An 18,724-nucleotide genomic window follows, 5' to 3' on the forward strand; every position below is an offset into this window, starting at 1 on the left:
GGATGAACGAACATACGTCGCCTGCATTTTGGCCCGCCCGGGGAAGTCTCCATGAAGGGCGGGCTTTTGTTCTGAAAGAGGATGTCATTTTTACCGTGCTGGCGCAGGAGGGCGGCATCTCCTGGATGAACGGGCGGCATCCCCAGTCCGGCGGTTCGTTTATTATTGCCACCGCGGTCAGCGATGAAGAAGAGGAGCGGGCAACGCGGCTGCTGAAAAACGAGTTTGCCCTGCGCGATCGCCTTCATGACGGCTGGGCTATCCGGCCCGTCGCTACAACCCAGTACCGCGGACGTTTTGCGCTGGTCTACGCGCCGTTCTGCTTTGAACTGCTGGCGTGCCGGGCAGGTAAGGCGATTTCCGGGATCGCCCGCTTTATCGAGATGGCGATCCGCATCTGCGGTCCCCTGCGCCAGATGCATCAGCACAACCTGATCCACGGCGATATCAAACCCGGGGCGATCTTCGTTCATCACGACGCCACCTGCCGTCTGTGCAGCTTCGGTCTTTCCTGCGGCACCTCCGACGCCTTCTCCCAGTCCCGGCTTGCCGCGTCTGGCGGCACGCCCGCCTACATGTCACCGGAACACACCACGCGTACCCGGCGCGCCGTTGACAGCCGGAGCGATCTCTACAGTCTGGGGATCGTGCTTTATGAACTTCTGACCGGGCGATTGCCGTTTGAACTGAGCGCTGATGACCAGACCAACTGGGCGCATTATCACATTGCCTCTGAACCGCTTGCGCCGGGTCGGGTGCGCCCGGACGTACCCGGCATGTTGTCGACCATTATCCTTAAGCTGCTGGAGAAGAATCCGGAGAATCGCTATCAGACCGTCGACGGGCTGATTGCCGACCTCAGGCGCTGCCAGGCGACGCTGACCGTTGAAGGCGAAATTGTCGACTTTATTCCCGGCCAGCAGGATCGCTCTCCGGCGATCCATCTGGCCGATTCGCTTTTCTCTGCGCATCCGCAGGCCAGCGACGTCATCGCCGCGTTTGAGCGGGTCAGCCAGAGCGGTGCGCCGGAACTGGTGACGATTGGGGGACCTTCGGGGATCGGCAAATCTTCCGTGATCGCCACCACGCTGAAATCGCTGCAACAGCGCAAGGTGCTGCTGGCGGTGGGCAAGGTCGATCAATATTCTCCCACGCTGCCCTACGGCGTGCTGAGTTCGGCGTTTCGGACGCTCACGCTGCACCTGCTCGGGCTGCCAGCCGGGGAGGTGGCGACGTGGAAAATCCGTCTGTCGCGCGCGCTGGAAGGCTATGAAGAGCTGGCCGTCAGCCTGGTGCCGGAGCTGAATTTACTCCTTGAGAACAAACCGCGTTTCTCCGCGGATACCTTTTCCATCGACGCGCGGGCGCGCTTCAGCCATATGGTGCTGGCGCTGGTGAAAACCTTCGCCACCCAGGGCGCGCCGCTGGTGCTGCTGCTGGATGATGTGCAGTGGATCGACGCCGCCAGCCTGCAAACGCTCGATCACCTGCTGCGCGCCTGCGGCGCCATCCCGCTGCTGGTGGTGGTGGCGCACCGCGACCTCAGTTCGCTTTCTGATCCCACCTTGCAGACCGCGCTGGCGAGCCTGCCGGAGGCGGCGCAATACGCCACGACGATTGTGCCGCAGCCGCTGTCGGTGAAGGCCGTGGCGCGCTGGCTCGGGGGGATTTTTCATGCCCGCAGTACGGGCACCGCCGATCTTGCCACGCTGATCCATGAAAAAACCGGCGGCAACCCGCTGTTCGTGCAGGAGTTTTTCCGCCGCATCGTCGATGACGGACTGGTGGTGCACAACAAATATCAGGGGAAATGGCATTACGATCTCCAGGCCATCCGCGCCCGGCACTACACCGAAAACGTGGTGACGCTGGTACTTGAACAGCTCAAGGAGATGCCCGACGAGACGCGCCGCCTGCTGGGCAGCATCGCCTGCCTCGGCTGCACCGGCGAGCTGGAGATGCTGTGCCGCGTGGTGGGGCGGTCGGCGGCGGAAATCCGCTACGCGCTTCATCCGGCGGTTACCGCTCAGCTGATTGTGCTGACGGAGAAAGAGTACGCTTTTACCCACGATCGGGTGCAGGAAGCCGCCTTTGCCCTGCTGGATGAGGGCGAGAAAAGCCATCTGCATCTGACCACCGCCAGCCTGCTGGCGGATGCCGCACGGCAGACGGCGGGCAACGAACTGCTGTTCCGCGCGGTTCACCACGTCAGCGCCGCGCTGGACTGCATCCAGCCTGCACCCCAGCGGCAGCGATTCCGGGAGCTGAGCCTTCAGGCCGCGCGGCGTGCGAAGCGTACCGGCGATTACCTTTCCGCCTTAAGCTATATCCAGACCGCCAGAGCGCTGGGGAATGCGGGCCCGGTCTCGGACTTTATGCTGGATATCGAAGAGGCGGGCTGTGAGTTTGCGCTCGGGCACCTGGAGCGTACGCGTGCGCTGTGCGATGCGATCCTCGGTTCACCGGGCGGGCTGACGGAGAAAGCGCTGGCCGCCAACCTGCTGGCGGAAGTGTATATGCGCCAGTCGGAGATCCGACTGGCGCTGGAGGCGTCGTTATGCTGGCTGGGCGTGTTCGGGATCCAGATCAGCCGCTACCCGGAAAATGCCGAATGTGACGAGGCCTGGCAGCAGTTCTGTCAACGCACCGCCGACGCGCCGCTGAACCCGTTTTCTCAGCTTAAGCTGATGGAGAACGCAGAGACCGAAGCGGTGATGAACCTGCTTTACAGCGCCAGTATTTTCGCCAGCTTTACCTGCCCGCGCCTGCACTTTTTACTCCTGTGCCGGATGATGCACCTCACGCTCGATCACGGCATCACCGGCGCCTCCACCACGGCGATGGCCTGGTTTGGCGTGCTGATTGGTCACCGCTACGCCGAATACCTTCTCGGATTTGAGTACGGCACGCTGGCTCGTGAGCTGGTGAACCGCCACGGCTATGATGCCTATGAAGCCAAAACTCTGCTGCCGCTCGACCAGCTCAGCGTCTGGACCCAGCCGCTGTCGTACACTATCGAGTGCGCAAAGGCCTGCTTTACCTCGGCGGTGACCCACGGCGACATGACGATGGCCTGTTTCGCGGCCTGTCATCAGATCATTAACTTCCTCTCCCGGGGCGATCATCTGGATGGCGTGCTGACCAGCATCGATCGCGGTCTGGCCTTTGTACGCAAAACGGATTATCAGGACATTGAAACCGTTCTGCACATTCAGCGCCGCTACGTGGAGTTTTTACGCACGCCGGTGACGGGCCCATGGAGCGCCGCCCAGGCGCTGCCTGACGATCTGCTGCCCGCGCCGCCGGAGCAGGCGCCCGAGCAGACCTCGACTATGCTGTTCTGGTGCTGGCTCTATCGCGGGATGGCGCACTTTTCCTGCGGCGAATACGCCGACGCACAGGCGGATTTAGAGAGGGCGGGCTGGTATGCGTGGTCCGCGCCGGGGCATATTCATCTGCTGGATTACCATTTTTACAGCGCGCTGGCGCTCTCCCGTCAGCTCACGCCGGAGACCTTCTCGGCGGATTATCGCCGCAGTATTCATCACCATTACGACAAAATTGCCCTCTGGGCGCGGATCAATTCGGGCACGTTTGCCGATAAAGAAGCGCTGATTTACGCCGAAATCGTCCGTCTGGACGGCATGAACAGCATCGCGCTGGAGCAGTATGAAAAAGCGGTGCGGCTCTCGCGGGAGGGCGGCTTTAACCCGATCAATGCCCTGGCGCACGAGCTGGCAGGGCGTTTCTCGCTGGCCTGCGGCTACCCGACCGCCTCCGACGCCCATTTCCGCGGCGCGATTGCCGCCTGGGGGCGCGCCGGGGCGCAGGCCAAGGTGCGCCAGCTGGAGCAGGATTTCCCGCATCTGCTGGCCTCCGGGCAGAGCCGCGCGTATGACACGGCGGCCTTCGCCCAGAACGAGGTGATCCGCGATTTACAGAGCGTCATCAAAGCCTCACGCGCCTTGTCCGAAGAAATTAACCTCGAGCGTTTAATTGAAAACCTGATGACGCTGCTGCTTGAACGGGCCGGGGCGCAGCGTGGCCTGCTGCTGCGCGTTAGCGATAATCACATCCCGGAGATCGAGGCCAGTGCCTGGACCAGTACCGACGGGGTGCGGGTGCGCATCCTGAAGGCGTCACCGATGGCGACGGACATGCCGCTGTCGGTGCTGGCCGCAGTGATCCGCACCGGGCAGGAGATCCGCACCGGCAAACCGGAGGAGTTCCACCCGTTCAGCCAGGATCCGTATCTGGTGACGTCCGGCGCCGCCGTGATGTGTGTCCCGATGTTCAAACAGGCGCGGCTGGTGGGGGTGCTGTATCTGGAAAACCGCCTGATGCCGGAAGTGTTTACCGCCGAACATTCGCGCGTGGTCAGCCTGCTGGGCGCGCAGGCGGCGGTTTCGCTGGAGACGGCGCGGCTTTACGCCGAGCTGCTGGCGGAAAACATCCAGCGCCGACGGGTGGAGAAAGAGCTGCGCGCCAGCCAGACCTCACTGATGCTGGGCGAGCAGATCAGCCATACCGGCAGCTGGCGCTGGGAGCTGGTGCAGGATCTGATGTTTATGTCTGAAGAGTACGCCCGTATCCTTGGCCTGCCGGAGCAGCAAAAGATGATCTCAATGGCGGAGTTTTTAACCTTCGTGCATGAGGACGATTATGGCCGGATCAGCACCCTCGTTAACCAGAGCGTGCGCGACGGGCTGTCGATGCGCGCGGAGTTTCGCATTATCCGCACCGACGGCTCCGTTCGCTACATCCTCGGGATTGGCGATCCGGTCGGCGTCGGCAGCGAAGTGAATGAGTATTACGGCATCATTACCGACATCACCAGCCAGCGGGCGGCGGAAGATGCGATGCGGGTGGCGCAGGCGGATCTGGCGCGAGTCTCACGGGCCACCACCGTCGGGCAACTGACCTCCTCGATCGCGCACGAGATCAACCAGCCGCTGATGTCGATTGTCTCGAACGCCGGCGCGAGCCTGCGCTGGCTCAACCGCGATCCGGCGCGGCTGGACAAAGTGCGCGAGGGGCTGGAGGAGATCGCCGCCGAAGGCGAGCGGGCAGGGGAGATCATTCGCAGCATTCAGTCTCTGACGCGCAAACAGGACCCCACGTTTACGCGTATTGATCTGCACTTCCTGATCCACCACATCATTATGCTTTCACGCAGCGAACTTGAGCTGCGACACATAAGCGTTGATTATCTTCTGAACGCTGACGACAGCTTTATCATCGGCGACAGCGTGCAGATCCAGCAGGTGCTGCTTAACCTGGTGATGAATGCGATGGAAGCGATGGCGGAAGTGACGGATCGCCCGTGCAGCATCACGATCTCCACCGCGAACTGCGGCGAGGGGAAGGTGATCTTTGAGATCGCCGATACCGGCAGCGGCATTGAGCCGGAGCTCACCGAGCGGATCTTTGACTCGTTCTATTCGACCAAAGCGCAGGGAATGGGGATGGGGCTGACCATCAGCGCCAGCATCATTGAACGGCACCGGGGGAAACTGAGCGCGCGCCGCAGAGAGCCGTACGGCACGGTATTTACCTTCGCGTTGCCGCTTGCCGGACAGGAGGAGTAACGGTTATTCCACTGGTTGATGTTTGGTCAGGCGCTCGACGGCCCTGACCAGTTCGGCCACGGAGCGGACCTGCATTTTCTCCATTACCCGGCGGCGGTGCACTTTCACCGTGATCTCACTGACGCCCAGCTCGGCGGCAATCTGCTTGTTGAGCTTGCCGCTGATGGCCAGCTCAAGCACCTCATGCTCGCGCGGCGTGAGGGACATGTGGCGCTGCTTCAGGGCGTAGTGCTCTTTGACGCGGGCGGCGTTGTGCTGTGCCAGTCTGAGCGCGGATTCGATGGAGCCGATGAGCGCGCTGGATTCAACGGGCTTAGTGAGAAATTCATAGGCTCCGCCTTTGATCGCCCGGACGGACATAGGGATGGTGCCGTGACCGGTGAGAAAGATGATCGGTATTTCCCGCCCGCTGGCTTTCAGCGCATCTGCGACATCAAATCCGGTTATCGTGGGCATCTGCATATCGAGGATCACGCAGGAGGGCAGATCCTCAAAGGGATGGCTGAGAAAGGCTTCTGCTGAGGAAAAGCCAAGGGCGTGCATATCCGCGGATTCCAGCAGCCTGACAACGGACTGTCTGACTGTGTCATCGTCATCAACCACATAAACAATGTGTTCCATTCACCGCCCCGGTGTGTGATCAGTAAATCATCGACAATAAAATAGCGCCTTTTTGAACGTAAGCGACTGTTTGCTATCCTCATTCATACTAACACATTAATTATTATTATCATTTACCAATATGAAGATGATATGAAATTGTAATAAAAATGTGGCGAATTAGTTAGGAGTGGAGCGCTGTTTTTAGAGACCTTTCCGGGGGCGGAGCCAGCGCACGACACGCGATGTTTTGTGTGAGGACGCCGACGGGTAAAACAGGCTACACTCTGATTTTGAGCGCGACAAGCTGAGGACATAACGATGCACTACACACTGAAAAGCAGTGACGATAAAGAAAAAGCGGAAGGAACAAACGGCGCGGGCGCTCTACAGCAAAAACTGCTGGAATCCCGTTCGATTGTCATCTCCGGTGAAATCAACCAGGAGCTGGCCCAGAAAGTCATCACTCAGATGATCCTGCTGCAAAGCGTCAGTAACGATCCGATCAAGCTGTACATCAACAGCCAGGGCGGCCATGTAGAAGCGGGCGATACCATCCACGACTTCATTAAGTTTATCCGTCCGGAAGTACACGTTATTGGCACCGGCTGGGTGGCAAGCGCCGGGATCACCATCTTCCTGGCGGCGAAAAAAGAGCACCGCTACTCGCTGCCAAATACCCGCTTTATGATCCACCAGCCGCTGGGCGGCGTGCGCGGTCAGGCAACGGATATTGAGATCGAAGCGCGGGAGATCATCCGCATGCTGGAACGCGTGAACAAGCTGATTGCCGACGCCACCGGCCAGCCGCTGGAGAAAGTGAAGAAAGACACCGACCGTAACTTCTGGATGTCACCGGCGGAAGCGCTGGACTACGGCATCGTGGGCAAACTGATCACCCATTATGACGAGCTGAACCTGGATTAAGTTTTAGCCCGCGTGTGCGTCGGGTGACGGCTTCGCCTTACCCGACCTACACGCGCTCGATTGACCCATGACAAGTTCCCCCTCTGCTTTCTTACCTATAATCGCGCCTGTTTACCCTCTCACTGGTGCTAACCATGGCGTATCAACTGAACCTGAACTGGCCGGAATTTCTTGAAAAATACTGGCAAAAACAACCCGTTGTACTGAAAAATGCCTTCCCGAATTTTGTCGACCCCATTACCCCTGATGAACTGGCGGGTCTGGCGATGGAGCCGGAAGTCGATAGCCGCCTGGTAAGCCACGCTAACGGCAAGTGGCAGGCGAGCAATGGCCCGTTTGAGCATTTCGATAACCTCGGTGAAACCGGCTGGTCCCTGCTGGCGCAGGCGGTGAACCACTGGCATATGCCCGCCGCAGAGCTGGTGCGTCCGTTCCGCGTCCTGCCGGACTGGCGTCTCGATGACCTGATGATCTCCTTTTCTGTCCCGGGCGGCGGCGTTGGGCCGCATATCGATCAGTACGATGTGTTTATCATCCAGGGGATGGGCAGCCGCCGCTGGCGCGTGGGTGACAAGCTGCCGATGCGTCAGTTCTGCCCGCATCCGGCTCTGCTACATGTCGATCCGTTTGAGCCGATCATCGACGAAGATCTGGCGCCGGGCGATATCCTCTACATTCCGCCTGGATTCCCGCATGACGGCTTCACCCATGAAACCGCGCTCAACTACTCTGTCGGTTTTCGCGGGCCGAACGGTCGCGATCTGATCAGCAGCTTTGCCGACTATGCGCTGGAGAACGATCTGGGCGGCGAACACTACAGCGATCCGGATCTGACCTGCCGCGAACACCCGGGCCGCGTGGAGCAGTACGAGCTTGATCGCATTCGCGAGATGATGATCGACATGATTAGCAAGCCGGATGATTTCACGAAATGGTTTGGCAGCTTCGTCTCCACGCCACGTCACGAGCTGGATATTGCCGCCGCCGAGCCGCCGTATTCCGCAGAAGAGGTGCTGGACGCGCTTCAGGGCGGCGAAACGCTGTCGCGCCTGAGCGGCCTGCGCGTGCTGAACGTTAACGGCAGCTTCTTTATCAACAGTGAACAGCTGGAAACGGCGGATGTGAACGGGGCAGACGCGCTGTGCCGCTACACCGAGCTCGGCCAGGCCGAGCTGGGTGACGCACTGAATAATCCGGCGTTTGTGGACGAACTCACCGGGCTGATTAACCAGGGGTACTGGTACTTCGACGAGTAACATGAGGCGGCGTTTAGTCAGCCTAAACGCCGCTACGTTCAAACCAGCATATTACACGCCTTCCAGTAGTTAAGAAGCCGCTCATCGTCGCGCTCTTTCTCCGCTTTGATTTTCATCGCCTGGGCGAGATTTTCTCGCGATACTTCATGGCCTTTTTGCACGATGTCTAAAACCGCTTCACCAAGAGCCAGCGAAATTTCTGTCCGATTGTTGCGAATCGTCATAAATACCTCCTCGTTGGTTGCGATAAGTTAATTATGAACGGGAAATAATCAGTCGGTAATAATTCATCTCATTCTTATTTTTTCATTTCGGCGTTAAGTAGAATGAATATTCGGTTCTGTCAATGATGTTTCAAAATGCTAATAGGGCGTTTAAGCCTTAATTTATGCGCTACAGTTAATTTCGTGCAACAGGCAAATAACCGAAACAGGAGAATAATTATGGTAGATAAAAGCGCAATTAAGGATCACACTCAGGTTGTCGCCAGCTGCGGAACGCACGTCGGGGTTGTGGACCATCTTGATGGTGAGCGTATCAAGCTTGCGAAGAGCGATCCGGAATCGGGCGGCAAGCACCATTTTATTCCTCTCGGCTGGGTTGATAAAGTCGAAGATAATAAAGTTGTCCTGACCAAAAACCATAAAGAGGTTTTTGCTGAGTGGCAGGAAGCATAAATATATCTCTCGCAAGGAAATATATGCCTTCGCTCCGGCTTCGTCCGGAGCGTAATAGTGTCTGCGCCCGGTGATTGCTGCCATTGCAAATGGATGGTACTGTTTTGCCTGTCCTTTCCCGATGCAGGCCCCGAATGATGCTCTAGAGTGAAAATAGATCAGCGAAACGCATATTTTTTGTTGAAGATTTTCAGGTATTCGGCGAGCGCTATGGCATCGACTACCGTTTCCCCCAGTTAAAAGAGGCGCAGGTCAGCGGTAGCCCCGTGTTGCAGGGGAATGTTGAAGAGATGATGCTCTCGTCCGGCATTTCGCTGACCCATTCCGACGTACGTGTATTACAGCCCTATGAAACCACCTCTCGCCACAGCAGCCCGCTCTATATGCTGGTGGTGCTGGAAGGATGCGTGACGCTCACGCTCAATGGTATCAATTATCCCGTCCGCCCGGGCATGGCGTTCAGCTCACGTCTGAGTGAAGATCAGGTAATGAGCGCGCGTCACGATGCCGATAGCACGCTGAAAACGCTCTCGTTTGGCGTGTACCCGCACGATGCCGGACGTGAAGCCTTGCTTGAGTCATTGCTTCTGGAATGGCAAAGCCTGAATGCACCCGCGTTTGTCTGGCAGGTTCCCGAGTTTGTGATGTCAGGTATTCTGCATGCGCAGCGGCAGGGGGTAAGCGTGCTTTCACGCAAGCTTTTGCTTGAGGGGCTGATGTATCAGCTGCTCGGCCATGGCCTCAACCAGCGCCAGCAGCCTTGCCCAAGCCGCCCTGAGCATGCGCGTCTTGAACGCGTGCGGAGCCTGCTGGAACAGTCTCCTGAACGGGATCATACTCTCGCGCAGCTGGCAGCCCTGGCTGCAATGAGCCCAAGCAGCCTGCGTAGCAAGTTCCGTCAGCGCTATGGCTGCACCCTCTTCGACTATCTCCGCAACTGTCGCCTTGCGCTGGCGCGCCGCTATCTGCTGGAAGGCCACAGCGTGCAGCAGGCGGCGTGGATGTGCGGGTATCAGCATGCCACCAACTTCGCCACCGCGTTTCGTCGTCATTACGGGATTTCACCGGGTGACGTGCGCAAACTCCGCTAACGTAATTTCTCCTGTCGCGCGAATGCATCCCGTGCGGTTTAGCATCGCGCATACGTAACCTGGCTGTACGCATAGCCGTTTGCACTCTCAAAAAGGTAATAATTCTTATTAACAATAAGAAATATCTCTGGAGAGGGTTATGTTTGCTAAATCGCGTCTGGCACTGCTGGTGGGATGGGTTACCGGTAGCGTCGCTTTTCCTTTACTGGCGCAGGATGCCCAAAAAACTGACACCGTGGTGGTGACCTCGCAGATGCAGTCTGCGGCCACCAAGCTTGAAACACCGGATATTGAAACCCCGCAGTCGGTCTCTATCGTCACGCGCGAGCAGTTCGAAGAGCAGGGCGCAACCAGCGTGCGTCAGGCCGTGAGCTACACGCCGGGGGTCTACAGCAACCAGATCGGGGCGTCAAACCGCTTTGACTACATGGTGCTGCGCGGCTTCTCGGACGGCAGTCTGGACAACGTCTACCTCGACGGCCTGAAGATGATGGGCGACACCAATTCCCACAGCTCGCTGGTGGTTGACCCGTGGTTCCTGGACAGTATCGAAGTCGTGCGCGGTCCGGCCTCCGTGCTCTATGGCCGCTCATCGCCGGGCGGGATTGTGGCGCTCACCTCCCGTAAGCCATCGTTCGATCCTGGCGGGGAGATTAAGCTCTTCGCCGGTAACAATAACCAGCGTGGGGCGATGTTCGACGTGACCGGCCCGGTTGATGATAACGACCGCGTGGCGGTGCGCCTCAGCGGGATGACCCGCTATGCTGATTCCCAGTTCGATCCGCTCAAAGAAGAGCGTTACGCCCTGATGCCGAGCCTGACCTGGCGTATCACCGACAACACCCGTCTGGATCTGATGGCCTACCTGCACCGCGATCCGGAAGGCGGTAGCCACTCCGGCCTGCCATATGAGGGCACCGTTGTACCGCACAGCGGTAAGAAAATCTCCAACACCTTCTTCGAGGGCGAGGACGATTACGACAAGTACGATCGTCGGGAAAACATGGTCGGCTATAACATCGAGCACCTGTTTGACAGCGGCTGGTCTGTGCGCCAGAAGCTGCGCTACCTGCACACCAAAGTCGAGCTGAACCAGGTGTATGCCGCAGGCTGGCTGAATGACACCGAGCTGAATCGCGGCTATTCCGGCTCTGACGAGAAGATGAACGCCATCACCCTGGATAACCAGGTCGACGGCAGCTTCGACACCGGGGAGGTGAACCACCGCGTGCTGATCGGCATGGACTATCAGGACCGCACCAACAACGTCACCGGCTACTACGGCGGCTTCCCGCCGATTGACGCTTTCCATCCTGTTTACGGTGCGAAGCCGGACTACATCACCCAGTACAGCAGGGAAAAGCATAAGCTTCGCCAGACCGGTTACTACCTACAGGATCAGATGTCCGTTGACCGCTGGCGCCTGACGCTCGGCGGGCGTTACGACCAGGTGAGCGTGTCGAACGTCGACAACTTTAACCACACCCGCAGCGATCTGGATAAAAACAACTTCAGCAGCCGCGCGGCGCTGCTGTATCTGTTTGATAACGGCGTTGCGCCGTACGTCAGCTACTCCACCGCCTTTACGCCGACCAGCTTTGCCGACGAGCAGGGCAATATCCTGGATCCGATGAAGGGCAAGCAGTGGGAAGCGGGCGTGAAGTATGAGCCAGAGGGGATGAACAGCCAGTTCAGCGCCTCGGTGTTCCGCATCAACCAGAAGAACATTGCCACCAAAGAGGAGCCGACCGATCCGTACCGTTCCATTGGTGAAATCGAATCCGAAGGCGTTGAGCTGGAGGCGATTGGTCAGCTGACCGACAGCCTGCGTATGCAGGCGGCGTACACCTACACGGATATTCGCTACAAGAAGAGCAGCCCGGAAGAGGAGGGCAAGCGCGCCGTTTATGCCCCGCGTAACATGGCCAGCGCCTGGCTGAGCTACGACGTCAAAACCGGCCCGCTGGACGGCCTGACCGTCGGCTCCGGCGTGCGCTATGTCAACGGGATCGCCAGCGATCGCCAGAACACCCATACGCTTCCGTCGTACACGCTGGTGGATATGACCGTGGGGTATGACCTGTCAAAAGTGGGGCTCACGGGCGTGAGCGCGCAGTTGAACGTCAATAACCTGACGGACAGAAGCTACGTCGCGGCGTGTAACTCGCTCTCTTACTGCTACTTCGGTGCAGAACGCAGCATTGTGGGCAGCGTTTCGTGGAAGTTCTGAGTTGTTGATTTTGCCGGGTGGCGGGAGCGGTTTTCTCCCTCTCCCTGTGGGAGAGGGGCGGGGTGAGGGCAAAATGCCGCACTACTCCTCCATCGCAATCACAATCGCTTCACCCATCTTTTTCACTGCCTCGCGATTTTTGTCTGTCGGCGGCAGCGCTACGTTGATCCGCAGGCAGTTGCGGTACTTCCCGGAGGCGGAAAACAGCGACCCGGCCGCGGCCTGGATCTTCAGCCGGCACAGCTGCTTGCTGACGCACACCATATCGACCGTCTCCGGCAGCTCAACCCACAGCAGGAAGCTGCCCTGCGGGCGGGTGACGCATATCTCTGCCGGAAAATACTGCCGCACCCAGCAGGTGTAGGTCTCCATATTCTGCTGATAAATCTGGCGCATACGCCGCACGTGGCGATGGTAATGGCCGTCGCGGATAAACGCCGCCACCGCCATCTGCGTGCCCGGCACGTTAAACCCGCCCGCGGCGTACTTCATGTGCATCACCCGATCGTAATAGCGCCCCGGCACAATCCAGCCGACGCGCAGGCCCGGCGCCACGGTCTTGGTAAACGAACTGCATAACAGCACGCGACCATCAATGTCCATAGAATGAATGGTGCGCGGACGCGGATACTCCGCCGCCAGCTCGCCGTAGATATCATCCTCAACAATCACGATATCGTGCCGCTGTGCCAGGGCTAAGACCTGCTTCTTCCGCGCCTCCGGCATGATAAACCCGAGCGGGTTATTGCAGTTTGGCACCAGGATCACCGCCTTGATCGGCCACTGCTCCAGCGCCAGCTCCAACGCTTCGATGCTGATCCCGGTTTCAGGATCGGTGGGAATTTCAATGGCCTTGATGTCAAAGCCGCGCAGCATCTGCATGGTGCCGTGAAACGACGGCGATTCCACCGCCACGATATCCCCCGGTTTGCACACCGAGAGCAGGGCGATCGACAGCGCGCCGTGGCAGCCGTTGGTAATGACAATTTCGTTTGCCGCGACGGTGGAGCCGCCGTCCAGCATCAGGCGGGCGATTTGCTCGCGCAGCTCCAGGCGCCCGTCGAGCACGTCATAGCTCAGCATCTCGCCGGGGTTATGCTGCGCGATGCGGCTCATCTCGCGCCACAGGGGCTTCAGGCTCGGCTGGTTAATGTCCGGCGAGCCGCCGCCAAAGGAGATCATCTCTTTGTCGGCGCGGGCGTCCAGCAGCATCATCACCTCATCCCACTGGGTAACGTCCACCGGGCGCTGTACCGGACGGGTCATCGCCGGGACGGGCGGCTGGGCTTTGCGTTTCGAGACGAAATAGCCGGAGCGCGGCTGAGGCGTGATCAGCTGGAGGTTTTCGAGGATCTGGTAGGCCTGCTGTATGGTGCTGATGCTCACGCCGTGCTCCTGGCTCAGCGTGCGTACCGACGGCAGACGTTCGCCGCTGCGATACAGCCCTTGTTCAATGCGTTCCGCCAGGAGGTTGGCCAGATGTTGATAGCGCGTCATGCTGTATCCTTTATTTTCACCATACAGATTATTAAACCAGTACAGATTGCCGCAAAAAACGGCATGCAGATACCGTTTTAGCGGATCTGTATGTTAAACAAAAGTTGTTTTTGCATCTGTATTGCGCAGGTCGATTTCCAGGATGATAACCCCACTGGCACAGCGAGGAGAGCATCATGGAATTCTACGAGAATCGTTCAAAACGTCCGTTTATCGCGTTTGTCTGGGTAGCGAAAACGCTGCGTAACTGGTATCGCATCAACCGTACCCGCCGTATCCTGAGCCAGATGAGCGACGAGCAGCTCAAGGACGTCGGGTTATCGCGATATGATGTGTGAGCATAGGGTTGCCCGGTGGCGCTACGCTTACCGGGCCTACAGGAGACCGTAGGCCGGGTAAGGCGCAGCCGCCACCCGGCGGTTTTCAGCTCAACAGTTCCAGCGTCTGCCGTTTCGGCCTTTCCAGCAAATCCAGCGCCTCCTGATACGACCGCACGTTGTTATAGCCCATCACCAGCCCGTAGCGTTTTCCTGATCCGTGATACCACGCCGAAAGCGCATTGACCTGCAATTGCTGTTCCTGCCAGCAGCGGGCGATCTCCCGGTCAGCGCTTCCCTTTGCGAGGAACGCGACAATATGCATCCCGCCGTCGTTTTGCTCGGTGAAAAACAGATCGCCATATACCTCCTGCAGGGCGGCAATCATCCAGTCGCGGCGGGTCTGATAGAGCGCGCGCATCTTTTTCAGATGACGGAAAAAATGCCCTTCGTTGAGAAACGCGGTGAGGATCTTTTGCGTCAGCACCGGCTGGCCGCTGGTGAGGATGTCCGCGCTGTCGGTAAAGGCCCCGACGGTGCTGGCGGGCATCACCACGTAGCCCATGCGCAGCGATGGCATGATGGTTTTGCTGAAGGTGCCCATAAAGATCACCCTGTCGTGCTGGTCGAGGCTTTTCAGCGACGGCAGCACTTTGCGGGTGTAGTGAAATTCGCCGTCATAATCATCTTCGATAATCCACGCCTCGTTTTGTGACGCCCAGTCGAGCAACTGCTGCTTGCGCGGCAGGGAGAGCGTCACCGCCAGCGGGCTCTGGTGCGACGGAGTAACGATGGCGAAGCGGGCATCGTGGTGATTACGCAGCAGGTAGTCCGTATCCATCCCTGCGCGATCGACCGGCACGGTGTGCAGGCGGGGCACAATGCGCTTGAGCAACTGCTGGCCCATAAAGTAGCCTGGATCCTCAAATACCACCTTATCGCTGCGGCTGGCGAGCGTGTCGAGGATCAGGCGCAGGCTGCCGCTGTAGCCGCTGGTGATCATTACCTGTTCCGCAGTGCAGGATAACCCGCGCGAGATATTGAGATAGCGGGCTATCGCCTCGCGCAGCGGATACCAGCCCAGAACGGGCGGGTTGAGCATTTCATCCTGACGCATGGCGCGCGTCGCCTGGCCCGCCAGCAGCAGCCATTTTTTATAGGGGAAGCTGTCGAGCGCGGGAATGCCGGGGCGCAGAAAACCGGCCCGTTCGCGCTGGCTAATCAACGACGCCGGCAGCGTGCCGGTCGCTTGTTCTGTGGGGGCGTTTTGCGCGGGCAGCAGAAGATCCGGATTCACCCGCGTCCCGCGCGCGCCCTGGCTCACCAGATACCCTTCGCCCGTCAGAATGGCATACGCCGTCTCGACGGTTTTGCGCGCCACCTTCAGCTCTTCCGCCAGCACGCGGATGGCAGGTACCCTGTCGCCCGGCTTCAGCACGCCGCGCATGATGTTGTCGCGGTAGCGGGAATAAATCTCGTGATAGCCCGGCTTCATGTCCTACCTCATTTCACGATTTTTGTATCTTTTTACTATGTCATGAACGGCGTAGATTTGCTTCATCGCATGACAAATGCCGCACAAAAAAGAGGAAAGACAATGAGCACTCGCGTAAACCACCACAAAGCCACACCTGCACTCACCAACGCGCTTTCCGCCCTGAGCATGGAAGTGGCGAAAACCTCTATTGATCCGGCGCTGAAGCACCTGATCGACATTCGCGTGTCGCAGCTGAACGGCTGTACGTTCTGTCTCGATATGCACTCAAAAGAGGCAAAAATCGCCGGCGAGCGCGAGCTGCGCCTGTACCATCTGGCGGCCTGGCGCGAGTCCCCGCTGTTCAGCGCCCGTGAAAAAGCGGCGCTGGCCTTCACCGAAGCGCTGACCCAAATCGGCGTTCACGGCGTGAGCGATGCGCTGTACCGCAGCGTGGCGGAGCACTTCTCGGACGTGGAGATTTCAGAGCTGAACTTCGCCATCGTGGCGATCAACGCCTGGAACCGCCTGGGCATTACCTCCCGCATGGAGCCGGGCTCGCTGGATGCGGCGTACGGGCTGAACAAGGCTAACCTGGAATAATCCCGCGCTCGCGGATCATCGCCACCAGCGCCCGCAACCCCGGCGGGACGTGGCGATGGCCGGGGTAGTACAGGCGCAGCCCGGCAAACGGCTGCGCCCAGTCGTTTAAGACGCTCACCAGCTCCCCGCTTTTCAGCTCGTCCTGAATATACAGTTCCGGCAAAAATCCTACCCCTAATCCCGCCTTTACGGCGCGGATCGAGGCAAAAAGATCGGACGTCGCAAAGCGCGGTGGTACGGCAAGGGCGTACGTTTCCCCCCGACGCGCCAGCTCCCAGCGGTAGATCCCGCCGTGGGCCATGCGCATGCCGATCCCCTGATGTGAAAGCAGATCGTCCGGCGTCTCGGGTATGCCGTGACGGGCGAAATAGTCCGGCGTGGCGGTCACCAGCTGGCGGATCTCACCGGTCAGCGGCACGGCGATCATGTCCTGCGGAACGGACTCTTCGAGGCGGATCCCCGCGTCATAGCCTTCGGCGACGATGTCGATCATCCTCGCTTCGCTCACCGTTTCCACGCGCATTTTCGGGTAGCGGATCATGAAGTCGATCAGCAGCTGGTCCAGAAACAGGGTGCCGATATGGTTCGGCACGTTGAGGCGCAGCGTTCCGGCGGGTTCCCCGGTGTCGCTGTGGATCTCCTCCCCGGCGAGGCGGATCTCCTGTAGCGCCGGGCCGATACGCGCCACGTAGCGCTGTCCGGCGTCGGTGAGCGCCACGCTGCGGGTGGTGCGGTTGAAAAGCCGCGTCTCAAGGCGGCTCTCCAGCCCGGCGATGGCGTTGCTGACCGCCGTGGCGGACATCCCCAGTTCCTGCGCCGCGCCGCGAAAGCTGCCGCGCCGCACCACCGCCATCACCACTTCCAGCTCTGTCAGACCTGAACGATGCATAGATTATCCTGAAAATCGAAACAACCCTTGCAGCATAGCGTGGATTATCGCAACGGAGAAGCCGTGACAGACTGGGCTCACACAGCCTGAGGAGGTTTATATGCACACCATCGAACAGATCTTTATTAACGGCGAGTTTGTTACCCCGCACGGTACCGAACGGTTTGATTTGTACAATCCGGCGACGGCGCAGGTCATCGGCCAGGTTCGCCTGGCGGATGAGGTTGACGCTGAACGCGCTATCGCGGCGGCGAAAGCGGCGTTTCCGGCGTGGTCGCAGACCACAAAGCAGGAACGCATCGCCGCGCTGAAGCGCATGCACGCCGCCGTGGCCGCTCGTCACGACGCTCTGCTGGAAGCGGTCATTGAAGAGTACGGCGCGCCCGCCTCGCGCTCGGCGTGGATGGCAAGCTATCCGGCAGAGGTGATTGCTCAGGCCATCGAGGCGCTGGAGGCATTTGAGTTTGTCACCTCCGCAGGTGCCGCAACGGTGCAGATGACGCCGCTCGGCGTGGCCGGGCTGATTACGCCGTGGAACAGCGATGCGGGGTTTATCTGCGGCAAACTGGCGGCCGCGCTGGCGGCGGGCTGCACGGCGGTCATCAAGCCGAGCGAAATGAGCGCCCTGCAAACGCAGATTGTCACCGAAGCGCTGCGCGACGCCGCGCTGCCGCCGGGCGTGTTTAACATCGTCACCGGACGCGGCGAGACGGTGGGCGAAACCCTCAGCCGCCATCCGGACGTCGCGAAAATCTCGTTCACCGGTTCCACGAATACCGGCAAGGCGATCCTGCGCAACGCGGCGGAAAGCTTTAAGCGCGTAACGCTGGAGTTGGGCGGTAAATCGCCGACGATCCTGCTGGATGATGTGGATCTCGAGCAGGCGATCCCGCTGGTGATCCAGGCCGGGTTTATGAACAGCGGGCAGGCGTGCGTGGCCGGGACGCGCATTCTGGTGCCTTACTTGCGCAAGGCGGAGATCGAAACCGCGCTGGCGCAGGCCGTGGCGGCGGTGAAATCCGGCGACCCGCGCAACAGCACGACAGACGTCGGCCCGATGGTCAGCGAAAAGCAGTGGCTGCGGGTGCAGGGCTATATCCGCAAAGGAATCGAAGAAGGGGCGCGCCTGCTGGCGGGCGGCGAAGGGCGACCGGAAGGCACGCGGGACGGCTGGTTTGTGCGTCCGACGCTGTTTGCCGGCGTGAACAATCGGATGACCATTGCCCGCGACGAGATTTTCGGCCCGGTGCTGTGCGTAATCCCTTATCAGGACGAGGCGGAGGCGATTGCCATTGCCAACGATACCGAGTACGGCCTGAGCGCGATGGTGCTGGGCGGCGATGTGGACCGCGCGCGACGCGTGGCACAGCAGATTGTTTCCGGTCGCGTGCTGGTGAACACCCTGGCTCATGAACCGAAAGCGCCGTTTGGCGGGTTTAAGCACTCCGGCGTGGGGCGCGAGATGGGCGAGTGGGGGATCCGCGCGTTTATGGAGCCGAGGTCGGTTCTGGGCTAAAGCTTCGCTCTTTACCGAAGCATTGTGCTTTTCCATCCTGCATTCTCTCCTCAACATCA

The 18,724-nt window shown here is 59.5% G+C and carries 14 protein-coding genes; 9 read left to right on the top strand and 5 right to left on the bottom strand.

The features are described 5' to 3' along the window. Positions 1 to 2 precede the first annotated feature (2 nt). Positions 3 to 5,588, top strand: a complete 5,586-nt coding sequence (locus tag BFV63_RS02825) for a trifunctional serine/threonine-protein kinase/ATP-binding protein/sensor histidine kinase (RefSeq protein WP_048241445.1) — start codon at positions 3 to 5, stop codon at positions 5,586 to 5,588. A gap of 3 nt (positions 5,589 to 5,591) precedes the next feature. On the opposite strand, the gene BFV63_RS02830 is transcribed toward BFV63_RS02825, so the two are convergent. Further along, positions 5,592 to 6,209, bottom strand: coding sequence for a response regulator transcription factor (locus tag BFV63_RS02830; RefSeq protein WP_003863061.1), 618 nt, complete (start codon positions 6,207 to 6,209; stop codon positions 5,592 to 5,594). Positions 6,210 to 6,509: 300 nt separating this feature from the next. On the opposite strand from BFV63_RS02830, the gene BFV63_RS02835 reads away from it, so the two are divergent. Both BFV63_RS02835 and BFV63_RS02840 read left to right on the top strand, forming a co-directional pair. Further along, positions 6,510 to 7,115: an ATP-dependent Clp protease proteolytic subunit gene (locus BFV63_RS02835; RefSeq protein WP_003863062.1), complete on the top strand. Its 606-nt coding sequence runs from the start codon at positions 6,510 to 6,512 to the stop codon at positions 7,113 to 7,115. A 134-nt stretch (positions 7,116 to 7,249) separates the two neighbouring features. Continuing rightward, positions 7,250 to 8,371, top strand: a complete 1,122-nt coding sequence (locus tag BFV63_RS02840) for a ribosomal protein uL16 3-hydroxylase (protein WP_045342555.1) — start codon at positions 7,250 to 7,252, stop codon at positions 8,369 to 8,371. Positions 8,372 to 8,409: 38 nt separating this feature from the next. Here the strand turns inward: BFV63_RS02840 and BFV63_RS02845 are convergent, their stop codons facing one another. After that, positions 8,410 to 8,595: a hypothetical protein gene (locus BFV63_RS02845; RefSeq protein WP_010427252.1), complete on the bottom strand. Its 186-nt coding sequence runs from the start codon at positions 8,593 to 8,595 to the stop codon at positions 8,410 to 8,412. A 219-nt stretch (positions 8,596 to 8,814) separates the two neighbouring features. Between BFV63_RS02845 and BFV63_RS02850 the strand changes: the two genes are divergently transcribed. The 3 genes from BFV63_RS02850 to foxA all read left to right on the top strand — a co-directional run bounded on the left by BFV63_RS02850 (position 8,815) and on the right by foxA (position 12,369). After that, complete coding sequence (locus tag BFV63_RS02850) at positions 8,815 to 9,048, top strand: DUF2171 domain-containing protein (RefSeq protein ID WP_003863067.1); 234 nt, start codon at positions 8,815 to 8,817, stop codon at positions 9,046 to 9,048. 170 nt (positions 9,049 to 9,218) lie between these two features. After that, positions 9,219 to 10,139 carry a helix-turn-helix domain-containing protein gene (locus BFV63_RS02855; protein ID WP_230031834.1) on the top strand — a complete coding sequence of 307 codons (921 nt, stop codon included), beginning with the start codon at positions 9,219 to 9,221 and terminating at the stop codon, positions 10,137 to 10,139. 121 nt (positions 10,140 to 10,260) lie between these two features. Beyond that, entirely contained in the window at positions 10,261 to 12,369 is a 2,109-nt protein-coding gene (foxA, locus tag BFV63_RS02860; protein WP_114079440.1) for a ferrioxamine B receptor FoxA, read from the top strand. A gap of 81 nt (positions 12,370 to 12,450) precedes the next feature. On the opposite strand, the gene BFV63_RS02865 is transcribed toward foxA, so the two are convergent. Next, the gene (locus BFV63_RS02865; RefSeq protein WP_048241441.1) at positions 12,451 to 13,866 is read right to left on the bottom strand and encodes an aminotransferase-like domain-containing protein; all 1,416 of its coding nucleotides are present in this window, start codon (positions 13,864 to 13,866) and stop codon (positions 12,451 to 12,453) included. 176 nt (positions 13,867 to 14,042) lie between these two features. Between BFV63_RS02865 and BFV63_RS02870 the strand changes: the two genes are divergently transcribed. Then, positions 14,043 to 14,204, top strand: coding sequence for a DUF1127 domain-containing protein (locus tag BFV63_RS02870; protein ID WP_003863073.1), 162 nt, complete (start codon positions 14,043 to 14,045; stop codon positions 14,202 to 14,204). Positions 14,205 to 14,289: 85 nt separating this feature from the next. Here the strand turns inward: BFV63_RS02870 and pdxR are convergent, their stop codons facing one another. Next, on the bottom strand, positions 14,290 to 15,678 hold the full coding sequence (pdxR, locus tag BFV63_RS02875) for a MocR-like pyridoxine biosynthesis transcription factor PdxR (protein WP_003863075.1): 1,389 nt from the start codon (positions 15,676 to 15,678) through the stop codon (positions 14,290 to 14,292). 102 nt (positions 15,679 to 15,780) lie between these two features. Between pdxR and BFV63_RS02880 the strand changes: the two genes are divergently transcribed. Further along, the gene (locus BFV63_RS02880) at positions 15,781 to 16,260 is read left to right on the top strand and encodes a carboxymuconolactone decarboxylase family protein (protein WP_003863077.1); all 480 of its coding nucleotides are present in this window, start codon (positions 15,781 to 15,783) and stop codon (positions 16,258 to 16,260) included. Here BFV63_RS02880 and BFV63_RS02885 read toward each other — a convergent pair. Then, the gene (locus tag BFV63_RS02885) at positions 16,247 to 17,149 is read right to left on the bottom strand and encodes a LysR family transcriptional regulator (protein ID WP_023324104.1); all 903 of its coding nucleotides are present in this window, start codon (positions 17,147 to 17,149) and stop codon (positions 16,247 to 16,249) included. The two genes, BFV63_RS02880 and BFV63_RS02885, sit on opposite strands and share 14 nt — an antisense overlap. Positions 17,150 to 17,249: 100 nt before the next feature. On the opposite strand from BFV63_RS02885, the gene BFV63_RS02890 reads away from it, so the two are divergent. Next, a complete protein-coding gene (locus tag BFV63_RS02890) occupies positions 17,250 to 18,665 on the top strand; it encodes an aldehyde dehydrogenase family protein (protein WP_048241439.1) in 1,416 nt (471 codons plus the stop codon). Positions 18,666 to 18,724: the final 59 nt, after the last annotated feature.

It is taken from the genome of Enterobacter hormaechei subsp. xiangfangensis (genome assembly GCF_001729785.1).
Lineage (GTDB): Bacteria > Pseudomonadota > Gammaproteobacteria > Enterobacterales > Enterobacteriaceae > Enterobacter > Enterobacter hormaechei_C.

Excerpts from the sequence above, each read along its gene's own strand:
- BFV63_RS02825 (WP_048241445.1), top strand. The coding sequence starts at position 3 with ATGAACGAACATACGTCGCCTGCATTTTGGCCCGCCCGGGGAAGTCTC.
- BFV63_RS02830 (WP_003863061.1), bottom strand. The coding sequence starts at position 6,209 with ATGGAACACATTGTTTATGTGGTTGATGACGATGACACAGTCAGACAG.
- BFV63_RS02835 (WP_003863062.1), top strand. The coding sequence starts at position 6,510 with ATGCACTACACACTGAAAAGCAGTGACGATAAAGAAAAAGCGGAAGGA.
- BFV63_RS02840 (WP_045342555.1), top strand. The coding sequence starts at position 7,250 with ATGGCGTATCAACTGAACCTGAACTGGCCGGAATTTCTTGAAAAATAC.
- BFV63_RS02845 (WP_010427252.1), bottom strand. The coding sequence starts at position 8,595 with ATGACGATTCGCAACAATCGGACAGAAATTTCGCTGGCTCTTGGTGAA.
- BFV63_RS02850 (WP_003863067.1), top strand. The coding sequence starts at position 8,815 with ATGGTAGATAAAAGCGCAATTAAGGATCACACTCAGGTTGTCGCCAGC.
- BFV63_RS02865 (WP_048241441.1), bottom strand. The coding sequence starts at position 13,866 with ATGACGCGCTATCAACATCTGGCCAACCTCCTGGCGGAACGCATTGAA.
- BFV63_RS02870 (WP_003863073.1), top strand. The coding sequence starts at position 14,043 with ATGGAATTCTACGAGAATCGTTCAAAACGTCCGTTTATCGCGTTTGTC.
- pdxR (WP_003863075.1), bottom strand. The coding sequence starts at position 15,678 with ATGAAGCCGGGCTATCACGAGATTTATTCCCGCTACCGCGACAACATC.
- BFV63_RS02880 (WP_003863077.1), top strand. The coding sequence starts at position 15,781 with ATGAGCACTCGCGTAAACCACCACAAAGCCACACCTGCACTCACCAAC.
- BFV63_RS02885 (WP_023324104.1), bottom strand. The coding sequence starts at position 17,149 with ATGCATCGTTCAGGTCTGACAGAGCTGGAAGTGGTGATGGCGGTGGTG.
- BFV63_RS02890 (WP_048241439.1), top strand. The coding sequence starts at position 17,250 with ATGCACACCATCGAACAGATCTTTATTAACGGCGAGTTTGTTACCCCG.